The organism is Pseudomonas rhizosphaerae (genome assembly GCF_000761155.1).
GTDB lineage: Bacteria > Pseudomonadota > Gammaproteobacteria > Pseudomonadales > Pseudomonadaceae > Aquipseudomonas > Aquipseudomonas rhizosphaerae.
This window is the reverse complement of the sequence record NZ_CP009533.1, coordinates 187,821-206,003: the sequence shown is the minus strand read 5'-3', so window position 1 is coordinate 206,003 and position 18,183 is coordinate 187,821. Positions and strand designations below refer to the sequence as shown.

At 65.0% G+C, this 18,183-nt stretch carries 12 protein-coding genes; 7 read left to right on the top strand and 5 right to left on the bottom strand.

Going from position 1 to position 18,183, the window contains the following annotated elements:
* Positions 1-57: 57 nt before the first annotated feature.
* From LT40_RS00955 to LT40_RS00945, 3 genes are all read right to left on the bottom strand, one after another.
* The gene (locus LT40_RS00955; RefSeq protein ID WP_043185308.1) at positions 58-1,065 is read right to left on the bottom strand and encodes an aspartate-semialdehyde dehydrogenase; all 1,008 of its coding nucleotides are present in this window, start codon (positions 1,063-1,065) and stop codon (positions 58-60) included.
* Positions 1,066-1,179: 114 nt separating this feature from the next.
* On the bottom strand, positions 1,180-2,673 hold the full coding sequence (pap, locus tag LT40_RS00950) for a polyphosphate:AMP phosphotransferase (protein WP_043185306.1): 1,494 nt from the start codon (positions 2,671-2,673) through the stop codon (positions 1,180-1,182).
* 21 nt (positions 2,674-2,694) lie between these two features.
* Positions 2,695-6,990, bottom strand: a complete 4,296-nt coding sequence (locus LT40_RS00945) for an NEL-type E3 ubiquitin ligase domain-containing protein (protein WP_148308495.1) — start codon at positions 6,988-6,990, stop codon at positions 2,695-2,697.
* Between the two features lie 193 nt (positions 6,991-7,183).
* On the opposite strand from LT40_RS00945, the gene mnmC reads away from it, so the two are divergent.
* The 6 genes from mnmC (at position 7,184) to pdeM (ending at position 16,670) form a co-directional block, all read left to right on the top strand.
* Entirely contained in the window at positions 7,184-9,157 is a 1,974-nt protein-coding gene (gene mnmC / locus LT40_RS00940; protein ID WP_043193198.1) for a bifunctional tRNA (5-methylaminomethyl-2-thiouridine)(34)-methyltransferase MnmC2/FAD-dependent 5-carboxymethylaminomethyl-2-thiouridine(34) oxidoreductase MnmC1, read from the top strand.
* Between the two features lie 91 nt (positions 9,158-9,248).
* Entirely contained in the window at positions 9,249-9,917 is a 669-nt protein-coding gene (locus LT40_RS00935; RefSeq protein WP_043185302.1) for an ABC transporter ATP-binding protein, read from the top strand.
* A gap of 1 nt (position 9,918) precedes the next feature.
* Positions 9,919-12,390, top strand: coding sequence for an ABC transporter permease (locus tag LT40_RS00930; RefSeq protein ID WP_043185299.1), 2,472 nt, complete (start codon positions 9,919-9,921; stop codon positions 12,388-12,390).
* Positions 12,380-13,459, top strand: coding sequence for a lipocalin-like domain-containing protein (locus LT40_RS00925; protein WP_043185297.1), 1,080 nt, complete (start codon positions 12,380-12,382; stop codon positions 13,457-13,459). The genes LT40_RS00930 and LT40_RS00925 overlap by 11 nt, the downstream gene beginning before the upstream one ends.
* Before the next feature lie 86 nt (positions 13,460-13,545).
* A complete protein-coding gene (locus LT40_RS00920) occupies positions 13,546-16,017 on the top strand; it encodes a ligase-associated DNA damage response DEXH box helicase (RefSeq protein WP_043185295.1) in 2,472 nt (823 codons plus the stop codon).
* Positions 16,014-16,670, top strand: a complete 657-nt coding sequence (pdeM, locus tag LT40_RS00915) for a ligase-associated DNA damage response endonuclease PdeM (protein ID WP_043185291.1) — start codon at positions 16,014-16,016, stop codon at positions 16,668-16,670. The genes LT40_RS00920 and pdeM overlap by 4 nt, the downstream gene beginning before the upstream one ends.
* Positions 16,671-16,674: 4 nt before the next feature.
* On the opposite strand, the gene LT40_RS00910 is transcribed toward pdeM, so the two are convergent.
* Positions 16,675-16,878, bottom strand: coding sequence for a hypothetical protein (locus LT40_RS00910; protein WP_043185287.1), 204 nt, complete (start codon positions 16,876-16,878; stop codon positions 16,675-16,677).
* A 113-nt stretch (positions 16,879-16,991) separates the two neighbouring features.
* Positions 16,992-17,558, bottom strand: coding sequence for a dCTP deaminase (gene dcd, locus LT40_RS00905; RefSeq protein ID WP_043185284.1), 567 nt, complete (start codon positions 17,556-17,558; stop codon positions 16,992-16,994).
* Between the two features lie 324 nt (positions 17,559-17,882).
* Here dcd and LT40_RS00900 point away from each other — a divergent pair, with 324 nt between their 5' ends.
* Positions 17,883-18,092: a cold-shock protein gene (locus tag LT40_RS00900; protein WP_043185281.1), complete on the top strand. Its 210-nt coding sequence runs from the start codon at positions 17,883-17,885 to the stop codon at positions 18,090-18,092.
* Positions 18,093-18,183: the final 91 nt, after the last annotated feature.

The following is an 18,183-nucleotide window of genomic DNA, read 5'->3' as shown; positions in this document are numbered from 1 at the left end:
CATGCGAACAGCTGGGCAAAGCGTGCGAACTCTCTGCAAATTGTCGGCAAGTATCTTTTAGCCATGCCCTTTAATCAACAACTCGGCCACTTGTACCGCATTCAAGGCCGCGCCCTTGCGCACGTTGTCCACCGTGGCCCACAGACTCAACGCCTGGGGATCGTCGATGCCGGTGCGCACCCGCCCTACGTACACCACGTCCTGCCCTACTGCATCACCTACCGCTGTAGGGTAGTCGTCTTCCACGGTTTCGATACCGGGCGCGGTTGCCAGAGCCTGATTGATGACTGCCAGGTCCAGCACCGTGCCGGTCTGCAGCGCAATGCTGTAGCTGTCGCCGAAGAACACCGGGGCCTGCACGCAGGTGACTGAAATCTTCAACGCCGGCATGCCGAGCAGCTCGCGCAGTTCATCGACCAGGCGGCGCTCCAGCGGCACATGGCCCTGCTCATCGGGGGTGCCGACCTGGGCCAGCAGGTTGAACGCCACCTGACGGTCGAAGAAGCGCGGCTCCAGCGGACGCACATTGAGCAGCTCGGCGGTCTGCCGGGCCAGTTCGCTGACGGCCTCGCGGCCCAGGGCCGACACTGCCAGGCACGCGGTGACGTGCACCTGCTGCAGCTCGAGCACGGCCCGCAGCGGTGCCAGGATCACTGCCAGGGCAGTGGCAGCGGCGCTGGGGCTGGCGACCTGCACAGGTATCGGCAGGTCAGTCAGCCGCGCAGCGTTGGCTTCCGGCACGACATTGGGTGCCTGGGCCACCGGCAAACCTGCCGACAGGTCGATGACCGTGCAGCCAGCCGCCGTGGCACGCGGGGCGAAGCTGCGCGTGACGGCAGGGCCGGCTGCGAAGAACACCAGTTTAACCAGGCTGAAATCGAACGGATCGACTTCGCGCACGCGCACGTTCTTGCCGCGAAACGCAACCGACGCGCCGGCCGACTCACTGCTCGCCAGAAGATGCAGGGCGCCTACCGGAAAGTCCCGTTCCTCGAGCACCTGCACGAGCGTTTCGCCGACCGTGCCGGTGGCGCCAATCACGGCGATGTCGAAAGTCTGGGGCATGGGCAGGGTCCTCGATGTATGAACAGGGCGCGCACTCTATCGGTTATCGACCGTTTTGTCCGCGTCGCATCCCGTACCAGCGGTCATCGGCCGCAGGCGCCGCCAGGCAATGGCTCAGTCCTTTTTGTCTTTTTTGAACGCGGCTTCGAGGGCATCGTTGATGGTGCGCAGCACCTTGATCCGTGCCCAGCGTTTGTCGTTGGCTTCGACCAGCGTCCACGGCGCTACTTCACTGCTGGTGCGGTCGACCATGTCGCCCACGGCATCGCGATAGGCGCCCCATTTTTCCCGGTTGCGCCAGTCGTCTTCGGTGATCTTGAACCGCTTGAAGGGGATCTGTTCACGCTCTTGGAACCGTTCAAGCTGGGTTTGCTCGTCGATGGCCAGCCAGAATTTGACCAGCACCACACCCGCGTCAGTCAGTTGCTCCTCGAAGTCGTTGATTTCGCCGTAGGCACGCAGCCAATCGGCGGGACTGCAAAAACCCTCGACGCGCTCCACCAGCACACGGCCGTACCAGGAGCGGTCGAACACGGTGAATTTGCCCCGCGCCGGCAGCTGTCGCCAGAACCGCCACAGGTAAGGCTGGGCCAACTCGTCCTGGGTGGGCGCGGCAATCGGCACGATGTGGTACTGGCGAGGATCGAGCGCTGCGGCGACGCGCTTGATCGCGCCGCCCTTGCCGGCCGCATCGTTGCCCTCGAACACCGCCACCAGAGCATGGCGACGCATGCGCTTGTCGCGCATCAGGCCGGCCAGACGAGCCTGCTCGGCAATCAGCTGTTGTTCGTAGTCGTGCTTTTCCAGGCGCTTGCTCAGATCCAGGCTGCCGATCAGGCTGCGCTTGTCGATGCTCTCGCCAATCGCGGCCACGGCCTGGCGGGCTGGCTCGGCAGGCGCCTCGAGGGCTGCCTGCAAGCCCTCGAGCAGAATCTGCCCCACCGCCAGGCTGCGGTAGTTGGCGTCGACGCCCTCGATCACATGCCACGGCGCATAATCGCGGCTGGTACGGCGGACCACGCGCTCGCCAAAACGCACGAAGCGGTCGTAGGTCCTGGATTGCTGCCAGTCCAGTGGGCTGATCCGCCAGCTGTGCAATGGGTCATCGCGCAGTGACTTGAGCCGCGCTTTCATCTGATGCTTGGACAGATGAAACCAGAATTTGAAAATCAGCGCGCCTTCGTCGCAGAGCATGCGCTCCAGCCGTTGCGCACCGTTGATGGCCTGTTCCAGACGCCCATCCTTGATATCGCCATGTACGCGATCCTGGATCATCTGGCTGTACCAGTTGCCGAAGAACACGCCCATGCGGCCCTTGGCCGGCAACTGGCGCCAATAGCGCCAGGCCGGCGGACGGGCCAGTTCCTCATCGGTTTTTTCGTCGAAGGTCCGCACCTCGATCAGGCGCGGGTCCATCCATTCGTTGAGCAACTTGACCGTCTCGCCCTTGCCCGCCCCTTCGACCCCATTGATCAGCACGATCACCGGAAAGCGCGCCTGCTCCTTGAGCTCGTACTGCGCTTCGAGCAGCGCTTCGCGCAGGGCAGGCAAACGCGCCTCATAGGTGTCTTTATCGATGGCATGACCAATTTCGGCAGATTCGAACATGGGGCAGGCATTCCTCGTCGGTTAGCTTGACTGAACCTCGCTGGGCTCGGCGCTACGCTGCGTATCGCTATTGAAGCCGACCTGTTCGAGCAGGGTTAGTTCGGCCAGCAGCGCGCTCTCGGCGTCCTCGCGACGTCGCGCGATGTCGTTGGCGCGCCGCAGGTAATCACCACTACTGCCCGGTTCCTGGCTCTCGTCGAGCGCACTCAGCTCCTCGGCGAACGGTGCCAGGTGCTGCTCCAACCGGGTCGCATGGCGCTCACGCAAGTAGTCGACCCAGAAGGACTGACGGTTCATGAACGCGGTGAACGCCGGCTGGGCTTCAGCCTCCAGCACCTGGCGCTGCGCCGCATCGTAGATGTCAACACCGATGCCCGCAGTCGCCGCGTAGGCCATGCTCTGCGGCTGACCGGGCAAGGCCAGACGGCGGGCCAGATAGGCCCGCAACGCCATGCGCACTTCCGCCTCGTCAACGCCCACGCCCAGGCGCCGACGCTCGGCGATGATACGCCGGGCGATCGCCTCGAGCTGATCGAGGCGAAACAAGCCACGGGCCAGCTCGAACAGGCGTCGGCCACGCTGGGCCCAGGTCGCACCTTGCAGCGCGTCGTGCTGCAACACCTGCACTTCCATGTCGCTGAACATCAAACGCTCGCCGTCCACGCAGGTGTCAAGCTGTTCGGCCATGGTGTAGAGGCGCTGGCGCAACTGACGGTTTGCAGAGGCTCCGGCAATCACGTTCCACACGCGCCGCGTCAACTCGGCCGCATCGCGGGTGAAGTCCGATGTCCGGCGCAGGTTATCGATCAGGTGGGTGAAGGCTTCGGAACCTTCTTCGTCGACCAGCCCTTGCCACAGCTGGGCGCGGTGGCGGCGCTCGACTTCGTTCGCACCTTGCAGCCATACATCCACCAGCGGCCGTCCGACCCGTGATGGGCGTATATCATTGGTGCGATGGGCGAAGAACTGGAAGCGCCCGTTCGGCCGGGGCCGATCGAGCTGGCGCAGGCTCGCGGCATCCAGCGCGTTGCGCTCCATGAAGACATCGACACCAGCCCCCTCGTTCTGCTCGGCGAAGACCGAATCGGGGATGTGGCGCAGCCGGGTGCGGTACAGGTTCAATGTGCGCAGCGTCGGCAGGCGCGATGCCCACAGCGGCCAGCGTGGCAGGGCCAGACCTGCCAGATTGAGCTGCTGCAGCCGGGCGAAGCCCGTGGATGTGGCGATCTGCCCGACGGTGTTGCCGCTCAGGCTCAGCAGGCTCAGGTTGGGCAACCGGCCGAGGCGGTCGAGCAGCGCCTGGTCCAGGGTCAGGTCGCACAGGGTCAGGTCCAGCTCGGTCAGGTGAGTCAGTCGATCGACCGCCTCGGGCAGATGGGTCAGGGCGCATTCGCGCAGGGTCAGGCTGCGCAATTGGGTGAAGCTGCCCAAGAGGTTGGTCAGCGCCGGGGCATCCAAGGTGCTGCCGGTCAAGTTCAGATGCGTGACGAAGCGCAGGTCGGCGCTCAGGGCGGGGAAACCCAGCAGCGGCACGTAGGTCAGGTTCAGATAATAGTTGTAGCCATTGGCGATGCGTTCGGACGGCAGCTGGCGGCGCCAGGCGATGTCCAGTCGCGCGGTGACGTCGGCGCGGTAGTACACCAGGTCTCCGCTGCTGGCGTTGTAGCGGGCGGGTAGATTGGCCGGGGCCGGTTGACGGGACCAGGCGTCCAGTTGGGCATGCATCTGTGCTCGCTCGTAGGTGAGGTTGTCCAACCCCTGCATGATGTCGGCGCGGCTCATGCCGGTCTGCTCGTACAGCCCGAGCAATTCGCGCGCGGCGCGCTCGCTGGTGCCCGGATAGAGACGGCGGATGCGTGCCACCAACACCCGTCGCGACAGCGCGACCTCGCGCCGCCCGCTCATGGGGTAACCCACTCGCCCGTAGCCGTCGCGCATCGGCGCCCTGAAACTTTCCGGCAACGGCGTCTGGCCCAGCCAGCGGGCGCAGGCGTCGCGGTGGGCGAGCGCATAGTCGCGCACCGCGTCGGCCTGCGCGGTCTTGCCCAGCACCCCCTTGATGGCCTGTTCCAGCTCAAGGCTGTCCAGCGATTGCGCTGCGCTGAAGCACAGGCCTTCGAATGCGCGGTTGAGCCGTTGGCACTGCTGGTAGGCACGCGCGCGTTCGGCCAGTTCCAGGGGAATGCGTCGGTTGGCGAGCATCTGCGCTTGTTTGCCCGGTGCTACGTCAAGCACCACCTCTTCAGCGGCCGCGACACTCAAGGCAGGAAAATCCCGGCGAACGAGCTGCGTGGCCGGACCGCTGCCGAAGTGCGTAGCGTCGTAAAGTTCGGCGAAGCGGGCTTCGGCGGCGCTGTCGGCGAGCCCGGCGCGTTGCACCTGACGATGCAGGGCGAAACGTTGCAGTGCGTCGACCAGCAAGGCCGTGGGCTTGTCGGCTTGGGCATAGACCTCGTCCAACGCGTCCGGCGCCAGGCCGGTGCTGGCCAGGGCATGCCGTACATCCTGCGCATCCATGCCCGACAGGCGCCAGCCCAGACGCTCGCGCAGGGCACTGCTGCGCACGTGCGGTTGCTGCTCGGCCGCCAGTCGCCAACCGCTACCGGCTTCTTCGATCAGTGGCTGATAGGCGCTCCCATCGCGCGGATGAGTGATGCGCCACTGCTGGTGTCCATCGTCGAAACGGACGTCGTGCACGCGCCCGTCGATGATCACGCTGTCGCGCGTTTCATCGTGATAGAGGCGATCGGTATCGGGCAGCAAATCGTCTGGCAAGGCTTGGGTGGCGACGTAATCGTCCAGGTTCGGACGCCATAGCTGGGGGCGACCATCGGCCAGGGTCACTGGCAGCAGTTCCGCCAGCTGGGTCCCGGCTGCCACTTCCGGCACCCTTGGCGCGATCCAGGCTTTGCCTGCCTGTACGGCGCCAGCGAAGACCGCCATGGTCGCGAGGTTTTCGGCAATGCTCATGGCATGGGTGAAGGCTGCGTGATCATCGCCCTGGCGCCAATCGTCGATACCACTGAACACTTCATGCAGCAGCTGCGCCGCAGCGCATGTCAGCATCGCCGCACCCAGTGCCGGGACCACCAGGCCTGCGATATTGAGCAAGGTCATCCCGGCATCCAGATAACGCCGACGCTCGCGCTCCAGCGCAATGGCGTCCTCGTCGGCGGTCGGCACCGCCAGCACTCGAGCATCCTGATAAGTCTTGAGCACACGGTCGTTGTGTTGCAACTCGAACAGATCGCCCACCACCGGGCGTTTTTCCAGGTTCAACCGTTGCAGCCACTCACCGCTGGGGCTGGCAAGTCGCTGGCGCAGACGTTCGATGAACGCTGCAGCGAACTTCTCGCCGGCCAACGCACTGAAGTAGCGCAGATAATCGGCCTTGCTCAGTTTTTGCGCCAAGTGTGTGGCGAACGCCTGGAACGAGGCGTATTGCTTGATCGGATGATCCGGCTCGCCTGGCATCAGCACGATGCAGCGGCCATCCACGGTCGATTCGATCAACTGCACGCCGTACAGCGCCACGGCAGCGAAATCCGGGCTGCCCAGCAGACGCAGCCAGTGGTAGCGCACCGCGTGGCCTGCCCAGGTAGGCGTGGTCTGCTCGGCAATCTGCAGCAGCATGCGGTAGCCGTCTTCTTCGACATCTCCGCGCAGGCGGGCAATGTGGGCCTGCACCGTGAAGTGGGCGCGGTCATTGCGCTTGAACAGCGCCGTCACCTGTTCGGGCTTCTGTTCGGGCTTGAATACGGTGTCCAGATGCGCCTGGTACTGCTGGCCCAGGTCCAGGCTACGGCAGACGGTGGCGAAGCGCTTGGGATCGATGGCGATCGCCGGGGTGTCGCTGCGCGCGCGAAAATCAATGTCCTTGCCGGCAGTGACGTACTCGAGCCCACCGACCGGCAGCACCATCGAACCTTGATGAAACTGCAGATTCGCTTCGAAGTTCTGCATGGCGGCCACCAGCAGGTTCTGTTCGATGGCAAAGCGATGGCTGAAGCCTATGCCGACGTTGTGCATGGCGCGCACCAGCGAATAACCGCGCGGATCGATCTGCAGTTGAAAGTGCGTATGGATCGCCTGCCCCAGCTGGTCGGCGCAAAACTGCGTGACGTCGCGCAATCCGGCCAGCACGGGGGCCAGGGCAAGCTTGGCGGCGTGGCTCTCGTTCTGACTGGCGCTCAATGCCTGGCGCATCGCCGGGCTGGCCTGGGTCAGCCAGGTGGGCAGTCGCTGCGCGACGATGTGCGCATGGCGGTGGTCGCGGGCGTTGCCGCCCTGGCTCATCGGGGGGTGGACAGTGTGCATGTTCGGCTCCTTGCCGAAGGGGGGAGCGCGCACAGTAGCCAGTGCGATTGGCGCAGGGACGCGCATAATCACCACCTTGCAACGGCAACGACCTGCGCGGGCGTTGCCGTTGAAACGTCTGCGGGCGCGCGAAGCGCTGCGCGCACGCTACAATGCGCGCTGCCTCGCCCCCTTGCCATTTACCGAAGCCGTCATGAAAACCCCGAGCACCCTCGCCCAGCTTGACTGGACCGACACCGGCCACCCCCGATCGCGCGCGTTCGACGACGTCTATTTCGCCGCGGACGGTCTGGCTGAAACCCGCTACGTGTTCATCGAGCAGAACCAGCTGGCGGCACGCTTCGCCGCCCTCCCCGACGACGGCCGTCTGGTCATCGGCGAAACCGGCTTCGGCACCGGGCTGGGTTTCCTCTGTGCCTGGCAGTGCTTCACCGCCTCGGCCGCACCTGGCGCCCGCCTGCATTTCGTCAGCGTGGAAAAATACCCGCTGAGCGCCGCAGACCTGACCCGCGCCCTGGCCCTGTGGCCAGAGCTTTCGACCTACAGCCAGGCATTGCTGAGGCAGTACGTGGCCGTGCATGAAGGTTTCCAGCGCCTGGTCTTCGAGGGCGGCCGGGTCACCCTGACGCTGCTCATCGGCGATGCGCTGGAGCAGCTGCCGTGCCTGGAGGGCCAGGTCGATGCCTGGTTTCTGGATGGCTTCGCCCCGGCGCGCAATCCCGAGATGTGGACACCCGAGCTGTTCGCCGAACTGGCGCGGCTGGCAGCACCGGGCGCCACGCTGGCGACGTTCACCAGTACCGGGTGGGTGCGTCGCGGCCTGGCGGCGGTCGGCTTCAAGATGAAACGGGTAGCGGGCATCGGCCACAAATGGCATGTGTCCAGAGGCGTGTTCCTGGGCGATGGCTGCGCGACAGCACCTGCGGCCAAGCCGTGGTTCGCCCGCCCCGAACCGCTTGCCGGTGAGCGCCACGCGCTGGTCATCGGCGCCGGCCTGGCGGGATGCGCCACGGCCGCCAGCCTGGTCGCACGCGGTTGGCGGGTGTCGCTGCTGGAACGACATGGCGAGGTCGCCCAGGAGGCTTCGGGCAATCCCCAGGGCGTGCTGTACCTGAAGCTCTCGGCCCACGGCACGGCCCTTTCGCAGTTGATCCTGGCAGGCTTCGGCCACACTCGCCGCCTGCTCGAACAGCTGCAACGCGGGCCTGACTGGGACGCCTGCGGCGTGCTGCAACTGGCCTTCGACGACAAGGAAGCGCAACGTCAGCAGCAACTGGCCGATGCGTTCCAGCCCGAACTGCTGCACCGATTGGATCGCCTCCAGGCCGAGGCACATGCCGGTGTCGAGTTGCCCAGCGGCGGCCTGTTCTACCCCGAAGGAGGCTGGGTCCATCCGCCCGCGCTGTGCCTGCACCTGGTGCGACACCCGCGCATCACCCTGTTGCGTCATCACCAGGTGGCCGCGTTGCGCCAGGTCGATGGCCACTGGCAGGCCTGGGAAGGCGACCGACTGCTGGCCAGCGCCCCGGTGGTGGTGCTGGCCTGTGCCGCGCACGTCGATGCTTTTGCCCAGACCGCCGCACTGCCGCTCAAGCGCATTCGCGGGCAGATCACCCGCCTGCCTGAAACGGCGTGCAGCGCTGCGCTGTCGACGGTGGTCTGCGCCGAGGGCTACGTGGCCCCTGCCCGATCGGGCGAACATACGCTGGGCGCCAGCTTCGACTTCCACAGCGACGATCTGACACCCAGCCATCGCGACAACCTCGACAACCTGGCCTTGCTCGAGGCCATCTCGCCGGATCTGGCACGACGCCTGGACACCGCATCGTTGCCCGCCGAACAATTGCAGGGCCGGGCCGGATTTCGCTGTACCAGCCCCGACTACCTGCCGATTATCGGCCCGGTGGCCGACGCCCAGGCGTTCGCCGAGCGCTTCGCGATTCTGGCCAAGGATGCCCGCCAGGTGCCTGAGCAGCCGTGTCCTTGGCTGCCGGGGCTGTACGTCAACAGCGGGCATGGTTCACGGGGGCTGATCACCGCCCCGATCTCGGGTGAACTGATTGCTGCCTGGCTGGACGACGAACCTCTACCGCTGCCGCGCGAGGTGGCCTGGGCGTGTCATCCCAATCGTTTCGCGCTGCGTCGGCTGATACGCAACAAAGCTTGAACCTGCCCGGGGGCTGGCACTCACAGTCACAGCCCCCAGCGCTGCCGAGGCCTGAAGCGCCGCAGCCTCATCTTCAGGAAGAAACCTGCCCATGTTGCGTATCCAGGGTTTGCACAAGACCTATTCCACACCGCAAGGCCCGCTGCCCGTGCTTCAGGGCATCGACCTGCATCTGGAACGTGGTGCCAGCCTGGCCCTGATGGGTGAATCGGGCAGTGGCAAGAGTACCTTGCTGCATCTGGTGGCGGGGCTGGATGTGGCTGACAGCGGCCGGATCGAAGCGGCCGGGCAGGTGCTCACACAGATGAGCGAACGGCAGCTGGCCCGCTGGCGGCGCTGTGACATAGGTCTGATCTTCCAGCAATTCAATCTGATCGGCAGCCTGACCGTCGCCGACAACCTGGCCTTCCAGGCACGCCTGGCCGGCCGCCTGGACCCGGACTGGCAGCGCGAGCTGGCCGAACGCCTGGGCCTGTCGGCACTGTTGCAACGCTACCCCGAGCAATTGTCCGGCGGGCAACAGCAACGCGTGGCCCTGGGCCGCGCACTGGCCTCGCGCCCGCCCTTGCTACTGGCCGACGAACCCACCGGCAACCTCGACGAGGCCACCAGCGAGCAGGCCCTGGACCTGATGCTCGAATTGCTGCAGGCCAGTGGCAGCACGCTGCTGATGGTCACCCACAGCCCACTGGTGGCTGCGCGCCTGGCCCGACGCGTCGTGCTCAAGGCGGGCCGCATCGTCTCCGGGGCGGATCGCTGACGTGGGGGTGCTGTATTGGACCCTGCGCAGCCTGCTCAGCCACTGGCGCCGGCATCCGATCCAAGGCGTGGCACTGATCACCGGCCTGTGGTTGGCCACCGCCTTGTTCACCGGCGTGCTCGCGTTGAACAGCCAGGCTCGGCAAAGCTACGCGCTGGCAAGCCAGATGGTCGGAGGTGAAGCGCAGGCGAACATCGTCGCCCGCGACGGCGCGGATTTTGCACAATCCACCTTCATTGCCCTGCGCCTGCAAGGCTGGCCCGTGTCTCCGGTCCTCGAAGGCCGGGTCACGCTGGTCTCCCATCCGCAGCTGCGCCTGCAAGTGGTGGGCATCGAGCCCTTGACCCTGCCGGTGGGCAGCCCGGTAGCGGGCGCGGTGCCCAACGTCGACGAGCTGAGCGCATTCATCGGCACGCCCGGCCGGACCTGGGTGGCACCGCAGACCTTGCGCGAGCTGGGTGCCGAAGAAGGCGCACGCCTGCACACCAGCACCGGCCAAGCACTGCCGCCCTTGCACACGCGCGCGCAAATGGCACCGGGCGTGTTGCTGATGGACATCGGCGCGGCCCAGGCAGCCCTGCAAACACCCGAACAACTCAGCCGACTGCTGCTGCCCAAGACCTTCCAGCAAGCCCTGCCCGACGCCTACACCGATCGCCTGCAGATCAACCGCAGCGACGCCGATGGCGATCTCGCACGCCTGACCGACAGCTTTCACCTGAACCTGACGGCCCTGGGCCTGCTGGCGTTCGTGGTTGGCCTGTTCATCGTGCACGCCGCCATCGGCCTGGCATTGGAGCAGCGCCGCGCCTTGCTGCGCACCCTGCGCGCCTGCGGCGTGAGCGCGGCCCTGTTGGTACTGGCCTTGGTGCTGGAGCTTGGCCTGCTGGCGCTGCTCGGTGGCCTGGCCGGCATTGCCAGCGGTTACTGGCTGGCCAGCCTGCTGCTGCCGGACGTCGCGGCCAGCCTGCGTGGCCTGTATGGCGCAGAAGTGGCCGGGCAGCTGAATCTGAGCCCGGCGTGGTGGCTGGCAGGCCTTGCGCTGAGCCTGGGTGGCGTACTGCTGGCAGGGGCCGACAGCCTGTGGCGCGCGGCACGTCTGCCGTTGCTGGCGTTGTCCGGCGGTGAGGCCTGGCACCAGGCTCATCGGCAATGGCTGCGACGCCAGGCTGTAGTGGCCGCCGTTGCAGCACTGGTTGCAGTGTCGTGCGCGGTGTTCGGCAACGGTCTGGCCAGTGGTTTTATCCTGATGGGCAGCCTCTTGCTGGCAGCCGCGCTGGCCTTGCCGGTCCTGCTCAGCAGTGCCCTCGCCCTGTTGGCGCGGTGTCGTTGGGGGGTGCTTGGCCAGTGGTTTCTCGCCGACTGCCGCCAGCAACTGCCGGGGCTGAGCCTGGCACTCATGGCCCTACTTCTGGGGCTGGCCGCCAACATCGGCGCCGCGAGCATGACCGAGGGTTTCCGCCAGACGTTCACTGGCTGGCTCGAACAGCGCCTGAGCGCCGAGCTGTACCTGCGCCCGCAGCACCCCGAGCAGGCGCCAGCGCTGCAGCAATGGTTGCAGCAACGCCACGAAGTGCAGCAGGTCTTGCCCGGATGGGAGATGCAGATCCGTCAACAAGGTTGGCCGACCGAATTGGCTGCCGTCATCGATGCTCCCCTGTACCGGCAGCATTGGCCGCTGCTCGAACAGGCCGCCGGCAATCCATGGGACACCCTGTTTTCCAGCGACAGCCTGATGCTCAGCGAGCAGCTGGCGCGGCGCCTGGGTGTGGGCATCGGCGCCCGCCTCGCCCTGCCCGCCGCGCAGGGCCAGTGGAACCCCACCGTGGTGGGAATCTACGCCGACTATGGCAATCCCAAAGGGCATATCCTGGTCAGCGCCGAGCAGTTTCAGCAGCACTGGCCCGGCACCTCGCCTGCCCGTTTCGCGCTGCGCATGGCCGAGGCCGATACTGCGTCCCTGAAAAACGAGGTGCAGCAGGCTTTCGGCCTGGACGACAGCCACGTTGTGGAGCAACGGCAGCTCAAACGCTGGGCCTCGCAAGTCTTCGAACGCACCTTCAGCGCCACGGCCGCTTTGAACGCCCTGACTCTGGGCGTGGCCGGCGTGGCCCTGTTCATCGGCCTGCTGACCCAGAGCCAGAGCCGCCTGGGCCAACTCGCGCCGTTGTGGGCGATGGGTGTGGGCCGTCGCCAGCTGATCCTGTTGAGCGTGGCGCAGACCTTGATCCTCGCCGTGCTGACCTTGGCGCTCGCCATTCCGCTGGGCATTCTGCTTGCCTGGTGCCTGGTCGCGGTGATCAACGTGCAGGCATTCGGCTGGCGCCTGCCCTTGCAGGTTTTTCCTCTGCAGATCCTGCAACTGTGCGGCCTGGCACTGATCGCGGCGATGCTCGCCTCGGCCTGGCCCATGCTGCGCCTGCAACGCAGCCAACCCACCGACCTGCTGCGAGTAATGGCCAGTGAACGCTAAGCCGATTCAAACCCTGTTGCTGGCGCTGTTGCTTGCAGTGAGCGGTTGCGACCCGACTCCGCCACCGGCCGGTTTTGCCGGTCTGGGCGGTCAGGCGGGCGATTTCGCCCAAGTGAAGCCGGGCAAGGTCTTCAGCTTCCCTGCCGACCACGGTGCCCATCCGGACTTCCGCATCGAATGGTGGTACCTGACCGCCAACCTGGAAGACGCTCAAGGGCAGCGCTTCGGCGTGCAGTGGACCCTGTTCCGCAGCGCCCTGGCGCCGGGCAGCACGGAAACGGGCTGGAGCAACCGCAATCTGTGGATCGGCCACGCCGGACTCACTTCCGCGACGGGCCATCACAGTGCGCAAACCCTGGCTCGAGGTGGCATTGGCCAAGCGGGTGTGAACGCGGTGCCGTTCAATGCCTGGATCGATGACTGGCATTTGCGCAGCCAGCCTGGTGCAGAGCATGCCCTGGCAGCCATGGACGTACAGGCCCATGGCGACGGCTTTGGCTACCAGTTGGCGCTGACCAGTGAGCGCCCGCTGGTGCTGCAGGGCGAGCAAGGCTACAGCCGCAAGTCCGATGCCGGGCAGGCATCCTACTACTACAGCCAGCCGTTCTTCACCGCGGCCGGGCAGCTGCAGATCGACGGCAAGCAGTACCAGGTCAAGGGTCGTGCCTGGCTAGATCGGGAGTGGAGCAGCCAGCCCTTGGCGGCCGATCAGTCCGGGTGGGACTGGTTTTCGTTGCATCTGGACGACGGTCAGCAGTTGATGGTGTTTCGCCTGCGCGGCGCGGGCGGACAGCATTTCCTCAGCGGCAACTGGATCGACGCGCAAGGCCGCAGTACACCGCTGGCGCCGGGCAGCATCAGCCTTCGGCCGCTGCAGGACACCGCCGTGGCCGGTCGCCAAATCCCCACCCGCTGGGCCATTGATATCCCCAGCCACGCCTTGCATGTGCAAACCACTGCATTGAACCCCAAGGCCTGGATGGCGGTAGGCACGCCCTATTGGGAAGGCCCGGTGACCCTGACCGGCAGCCACGGTGGCGAAGGCTATCTGGAAATGACCGGATACTGATACACGCATACGCTTTTGTACAATTATCAAACCATTCCGGGTCGTCGAGGTCCTTGTAGAAACACCTCAGGACACTTCGATACGGCATGCCGACCCCCAGCGCTTTTGCCAAACACTGGTTCGCCAGCCGTCAATGGAAGCCGTTTCCTTTCCAGAAGGAGGTCTGGGCCGCCGTCAAGCGGGGTGATTCAGGCATGCTTCACGCCAGCACCGGTGCCGGCAAGACCTACGCCGTGTGGTTCGCGGCCCTGCAACGTTTCGCCAAGTCCGGGCCCGTCATACCCAAGGGCAAGCGCAAACCCGTCATGGCACCGCTCACGGTGCTGTGGATCACGCCCATGCGCGCACTCGCCGCCGATACCCTGCGAGCCTTGCAGGCTCCGGTAGATGAGTTGCAGATCGGTTGGAGTCTGGGCCTGCGTACCGGCGATACCAGCAGCAGTGACCGCGCCAAGCAGACCCGCCGCTTGCCGTCGGCGCTGGTCACCACGCCGGAAAGCCTGACCCTGCTGCTGGCCCGCGACAAGGCGTGCGAGGAATTGAGCAGCGTGGCCATGGTGGTCGTGGACGAGTGGCACGAACTGATCGGCAACAAACGCGGCGTGCAACTGCAACTGGCGCTGGCTCGGCTGCGGCAGTGGAATCCGCAACTGATCGTCTGGGGGATCTCCGCCACACTGGGCAACCAGGCCCATGCGCAGGAGGTGCTGCTCCCCGGGCAACCCAGCGTCAGCGTGCAAGGCGCCCAGGCCAAGACCATCGAAGTCGACACGCTGTTGCCGGCGGCCATCGAACGCTTTCCCTGGGGCGGCCACATGGGCCTGCGCATGCTCGACCAGGTGGTGGCCGAAATCGATGGCAGCAGCAGCTGCCTGATCTTTACCAACACCCGCGCACAGTCGGAAATCTGGTTCCAGGCAATCCTCGACGCTCGTCCGGACTGGGCGGGCATCATTGCCCTGCACCACAGTTCGTTGTCACGGGAAGTGCGCGAGTGGGTCGAGCGCGCGCTCAAGCAGGGGCAGCTCAAGGCCGTGGTGTGCACCTCGAGCCTGGACCTGGGGGTGGACTTCCTGCCGGTGGAGCGAGTGTTGCAAATCGGGTCGGCGAAAGGCATCGCCCGCTTGATGCAACGCGCCGGCCGCTCCGGACACGCCCCCGGTCGAGCCTCACGGGTGACCCTGGTGCCTACCCACAGCATGGAGCTGGTGGAAGCGGCCGCAGCCCACGATGCCGTGGCGCAGCGGCGCATCGAGCCGCGCGAATCACCGGAAAAACCGCTGGATGTGCTGGTTCAGCATCTGGTCAGCATGGCCCTGGGCGGCGGTTTCCTGCCCGACCAACTACTGGCCGAGGTACGCACCGCCTGGGCCTATCGCGACCTCAGCGACGATGAATGGCAATGGGCGCTGGCGTTCGTGCGCTACGGCGGGCATTCGTTGACCGCCTACCCCGACTATCGCCGGGTCGAACCCGACGAGCACGGCCTGTGGCGCGTGCCCGACGCACGGCTGGCCCGCCGTCATCGCATGGGTATCGGCACCATCGTCAGCGACGCCAGCCTGCAGCTCAAGTACTGGAGCAAGGGCGGTGGCGGGCGCTCCCTGGGCAGTGTCGAGGAAGGCTTCATCGCCCGTCTCAAACCCGGTGACGGCTTTCTGTTCGCCGGCCGCCAGCTAGAACTGGTGCGGGTCGAGGACATGACCGCCTACGTCAAGCGCAGCACGGCCAAGAAGGCTGCCGTACCGCGCTGGAATGGCGGGCGCATGCCACTGTCCGGCGAGCTGGCCGACGCCCTGGTGGCGAAGCTGGGCGCCGCTGCACGCGGCGTGTACGACAGCCCCGAAATGCGCGCCGTGCGGCCACTGCTCGAAGTGCAGCAGCAGTGGTCGGCATTGCCCAGTGAAACCACTCTGCTGGCGGAAACGCTCAAGTCCCGCGAAGGCTGGCACCTGTTCCTTTACCCGTTCGGTGGCCGCCAGGTCCACCTGGGATTGGGCAGCCTGCTGGCCTGGCGCCTGGCCCAGCGCCAGCCACTGACATTCTCCATTGCCGTGAACGACTACGGCCTGGAACTGCTCAGCGCCACCGAAGTGGACTGGGCCACCCAGCTGGACCCGGCCTTGCTCAGCGCACAGGGCCTGCTGGAAGACGTTCTGGCCAGCCTCAATGCTGGCGAACTGGCCTTGCGGCGCTTTCGCGAGATCGCACGGATCTCCGGGCTGGTGTTCGGCGGCTATCCCGGTTCGCAGAAAAGTACCCGGCAGGTCCAGGCATCCAGTGGCCTGTTTTTTCAGGTATTCAAGCAATACGATGCCGGCAACCTGCTGCTGACCCAGGCCCAGGAAGAAGTGCTGAAGCAGGAGCTCGAAGTACAGCGCCTGGAACAGGTACTGGCGCAGATCGCCAATCGCCAACTGGATCTGCATGCCATCAAACGTCCGACCCCTTTGGGCTTCCCGCTGCTGGTCGAGCGATTCCGTGAGAGCCTGAGCTCGGAGAAACTCGCCGACCGCATCCGCCGCATGGTCGGCGATCTGGAGAAAGCCGCAGGATGAGTGAATATTGCAGTGTGCAACTGGCTGGCGTCGAACTGTGGTTGCTGGCAGACAAGGCGATTTACTGGCCCGAGCGCCAGACCCTGCTGATTGCCGATGCGCACTTCGGCAAGGCCGCCGCTTATCGCAAGCTGGGCCAACCGGTGCCGCAAGGCACCACTACGAGCAACCTGCAAGTGATCGACCGGATGCTGGGCAAGTACCCCACCGAGCATCTGGTGTTTCTGGGCGACTTTCTGCATGCGCCGGGATCGCACTCCGCGGGGACCCTGAGCACCTTGGCAGCCTGGCGAACGGAATTACCGGATCTGCGCATCACATTGATCCGAGGCAACCATGACAAACGCGCAGGCGACCCGCCGGTCGAATTACGTTTCGAAGTGGTTACCGAGCCATTGGAGATGGGGCCGTTCGCACTGCAGCACGAACCCGATGCGCACCCCAGCCTGCACGTCCTGGCCGGGCACATACACCCGGTGTACCGTCTGCATGGGCGAGGCCGCCAGAGCTTGCGCCTGCCCTGTTACCTACTGCGCAACAAGGTCAGCCTACTGCCGGCATTTGGTGCGTTCACGGGCGGATACAAGATGGACGACGCCACCGATCAACGTGTGTACGTGGTCGGTGACGGCGGGGTCTGGCGAGTCGCTTGAGCGATCAGGCCACGGGCGAAGGCGGTGGCTCGTCCGGGATGGTCGGGCTGCCTGGCTCGCTCGGTTGCGGGGTATCGGGATCGGGTTGGCCAGGTACTCCGCCGGCCATGTGGCCGTACGAGTCGGCCAGAAGCGACCAGGCGAGTAGGCCAATCTGGTTGGGTTGCAGCTGAGCCAGTTGGGCACTGATAGTCGGGTCGATTTTCATAGACACTCCTGAGCAATGGCCCGGAATACGGTGGGTAAACCGGGCAAGTCACTCATATGGAGTGGCGAATCGGCAACTAGTTCGCTGCGGCCGATTTCACGTACCTGACGAGGCTACGTGCGTGGCAAGGTCACGCCGCGCTGGCCCTGATATTTCCCACCGCGGTCCTTGTAGGACACTTCGCACTCCTCGTCGGACTCCAGGAACAACATCTGCGCTACCCCTTCGTTCGCATAGATCTTGGCCGGCAAGGTCGTGGTGTTGGAGAACTCCAGGGTCACGTGCCCTTCCCACTCAGGCTCCAACGGGGTGACGTTGACGATGATGCCGCAGCGCGCGTAGGTACTCTTGCCCAGGCAGATGGTCAGCACGTTACGCGGGATGCGGAAATACTCGACCGTGCGTGCCAGGGCGAAGGAGTTGGGTGGAATGATGCAGACGTCGCTCTTGATGTCGACGAAGCTCTTTTCGTCGAAGTTCTTCGGGTCGACGGTGGCCGAGTTGATGTTGGTGAACACCTTGAATTCATCGGCGCAGCGCACGTCGTAGCCGTAGCTGGACACCCCGAAGGAAATCACCCGATCGGCGCCTTCGCCACGTACCTGACGTTCGACGTAGGGTTCGATCATGCCGTGTTCTTGCGCCATGCGGCGAATCCACTTGTCCGATTTGATGCTCATGGCGGGTGTCCTGAATAGCGAGGTGAATAGAATTCGAACGGCATCTTACCGGGCCTCGCGCCATGGTTCAAAGGCTGCCTCGCCCAATGGCCCGGCGAATCTGCCACAGGTAGAAGCAACGGCTGCGATCAACATTTGCAAGAAACCTGCAAAGACCATTGGCACGTTCTCGAAAAAGGGGTAAGGTGGCGTCACTGTGTTGCTTGTGTCACTGAGAATCTCTACCCGATGTCCAACATCCCCATGAATTTTCCTGCTCTTTGCACTCAGTCTCGGCCAGGGCTTTTCCCGAACCGTAGTTAACTTTGTCCAAGGAGATACACCATGTCCAATCGCCAAACCGGTACCGTCAAGTGGTTCAACGATGAAAAAGGCTTCGGCTTCATCACTCCACAATCCGGTGACGACCTGTTCGTACACTTCAAAGCCATTCAGTCCGACGGCTTCAAAAGCCTGAAAGAAGGCCAGCAGGTCTCTTTCATCGCTACCCGCGGTCAGAAAGGCATGCAAGCTGAAGAAGTTCAAGCTATCTAACTTGAGCTGAACAGCTTCTAAAGAACCCCGCCCTCATCGGCGGGGTTTTTTTATGCCCGCAATTCGTTGGCTTTCCCAAAAGCGGCGAGCA

Excerpts from the sequence above, each read along its gene's own strand:
- pap (WP_043185306.1), bottom strand. The coding sequence starts at position 2,673 with ATGTTCGAATCTGCCGAAATTGGTCATGCCATCGATAAAGACACCTAT.
- LT40_RS00945 (WP_148308495.1), bottom strand. The coding sequence starts at position 6,990 with ATGCACACTGTCCACCCCCCGATGAGCCAGGGCGGCAACGCCCGCGAC.
- LT40_RS00920 (WP_043185295.1), top strand. The coding sequence starts at position 13,546 with ATGCCGACCCCCAGCGCTTTTGCCAAACACTGGTTCGCCAGCCGTCAA.
- LT40_RS00955 (WP_043185308.1), bottom strand. The coding sequence starts at position 1,065 with ATGCCCCAGACTTTCGACATCGCCGTGATTGGCGCCACCGGCACGGTC.
- LT40_RS00900 (WP_043185281.1), top strand. The coding sequence starts at position 17,883 with ATGTCCAATCGCCAAACCGGTACCGTCAAGTGGTTCAACGATGAAAAA.
- mnmC (WP_043193198.1), top strand. The coding sequence starts at position 7,184 with ATGAAAACCCCGAGCACCCTCGCCCAGCTTGACTGGACCGACACCGGC.
- LT40_RS00910 (WP_043185287.1), bottom strand. The coding sequence starts at position 16,878 with ATGAAAATCGACCCGACTATCAGTGCCCAACTGGCTCAGCTGCAACCC.
- LT40_RS00935 (WP_043185302.1), top strand. The coding sequence starts at position 9,249 with ATGTTGCGTATCCAGGGTTTGCACAAGACCTATTCCACACCGCAAGGC.
- pdeM (WP_043185291.1), top strand. The coding sequence starts at position 16,014 with ATGAGTGAATATTGCAGTGTGCAACTGGCTGGCGTCGAACTGTGGTTG.
- dcd (WP_043185284.1), bottom strand. The coding sequence starts at position 17,558 with ATGAGCATCAAATCGGACAAGTGGATTCGCCGCATGGCGCAAGAACAC.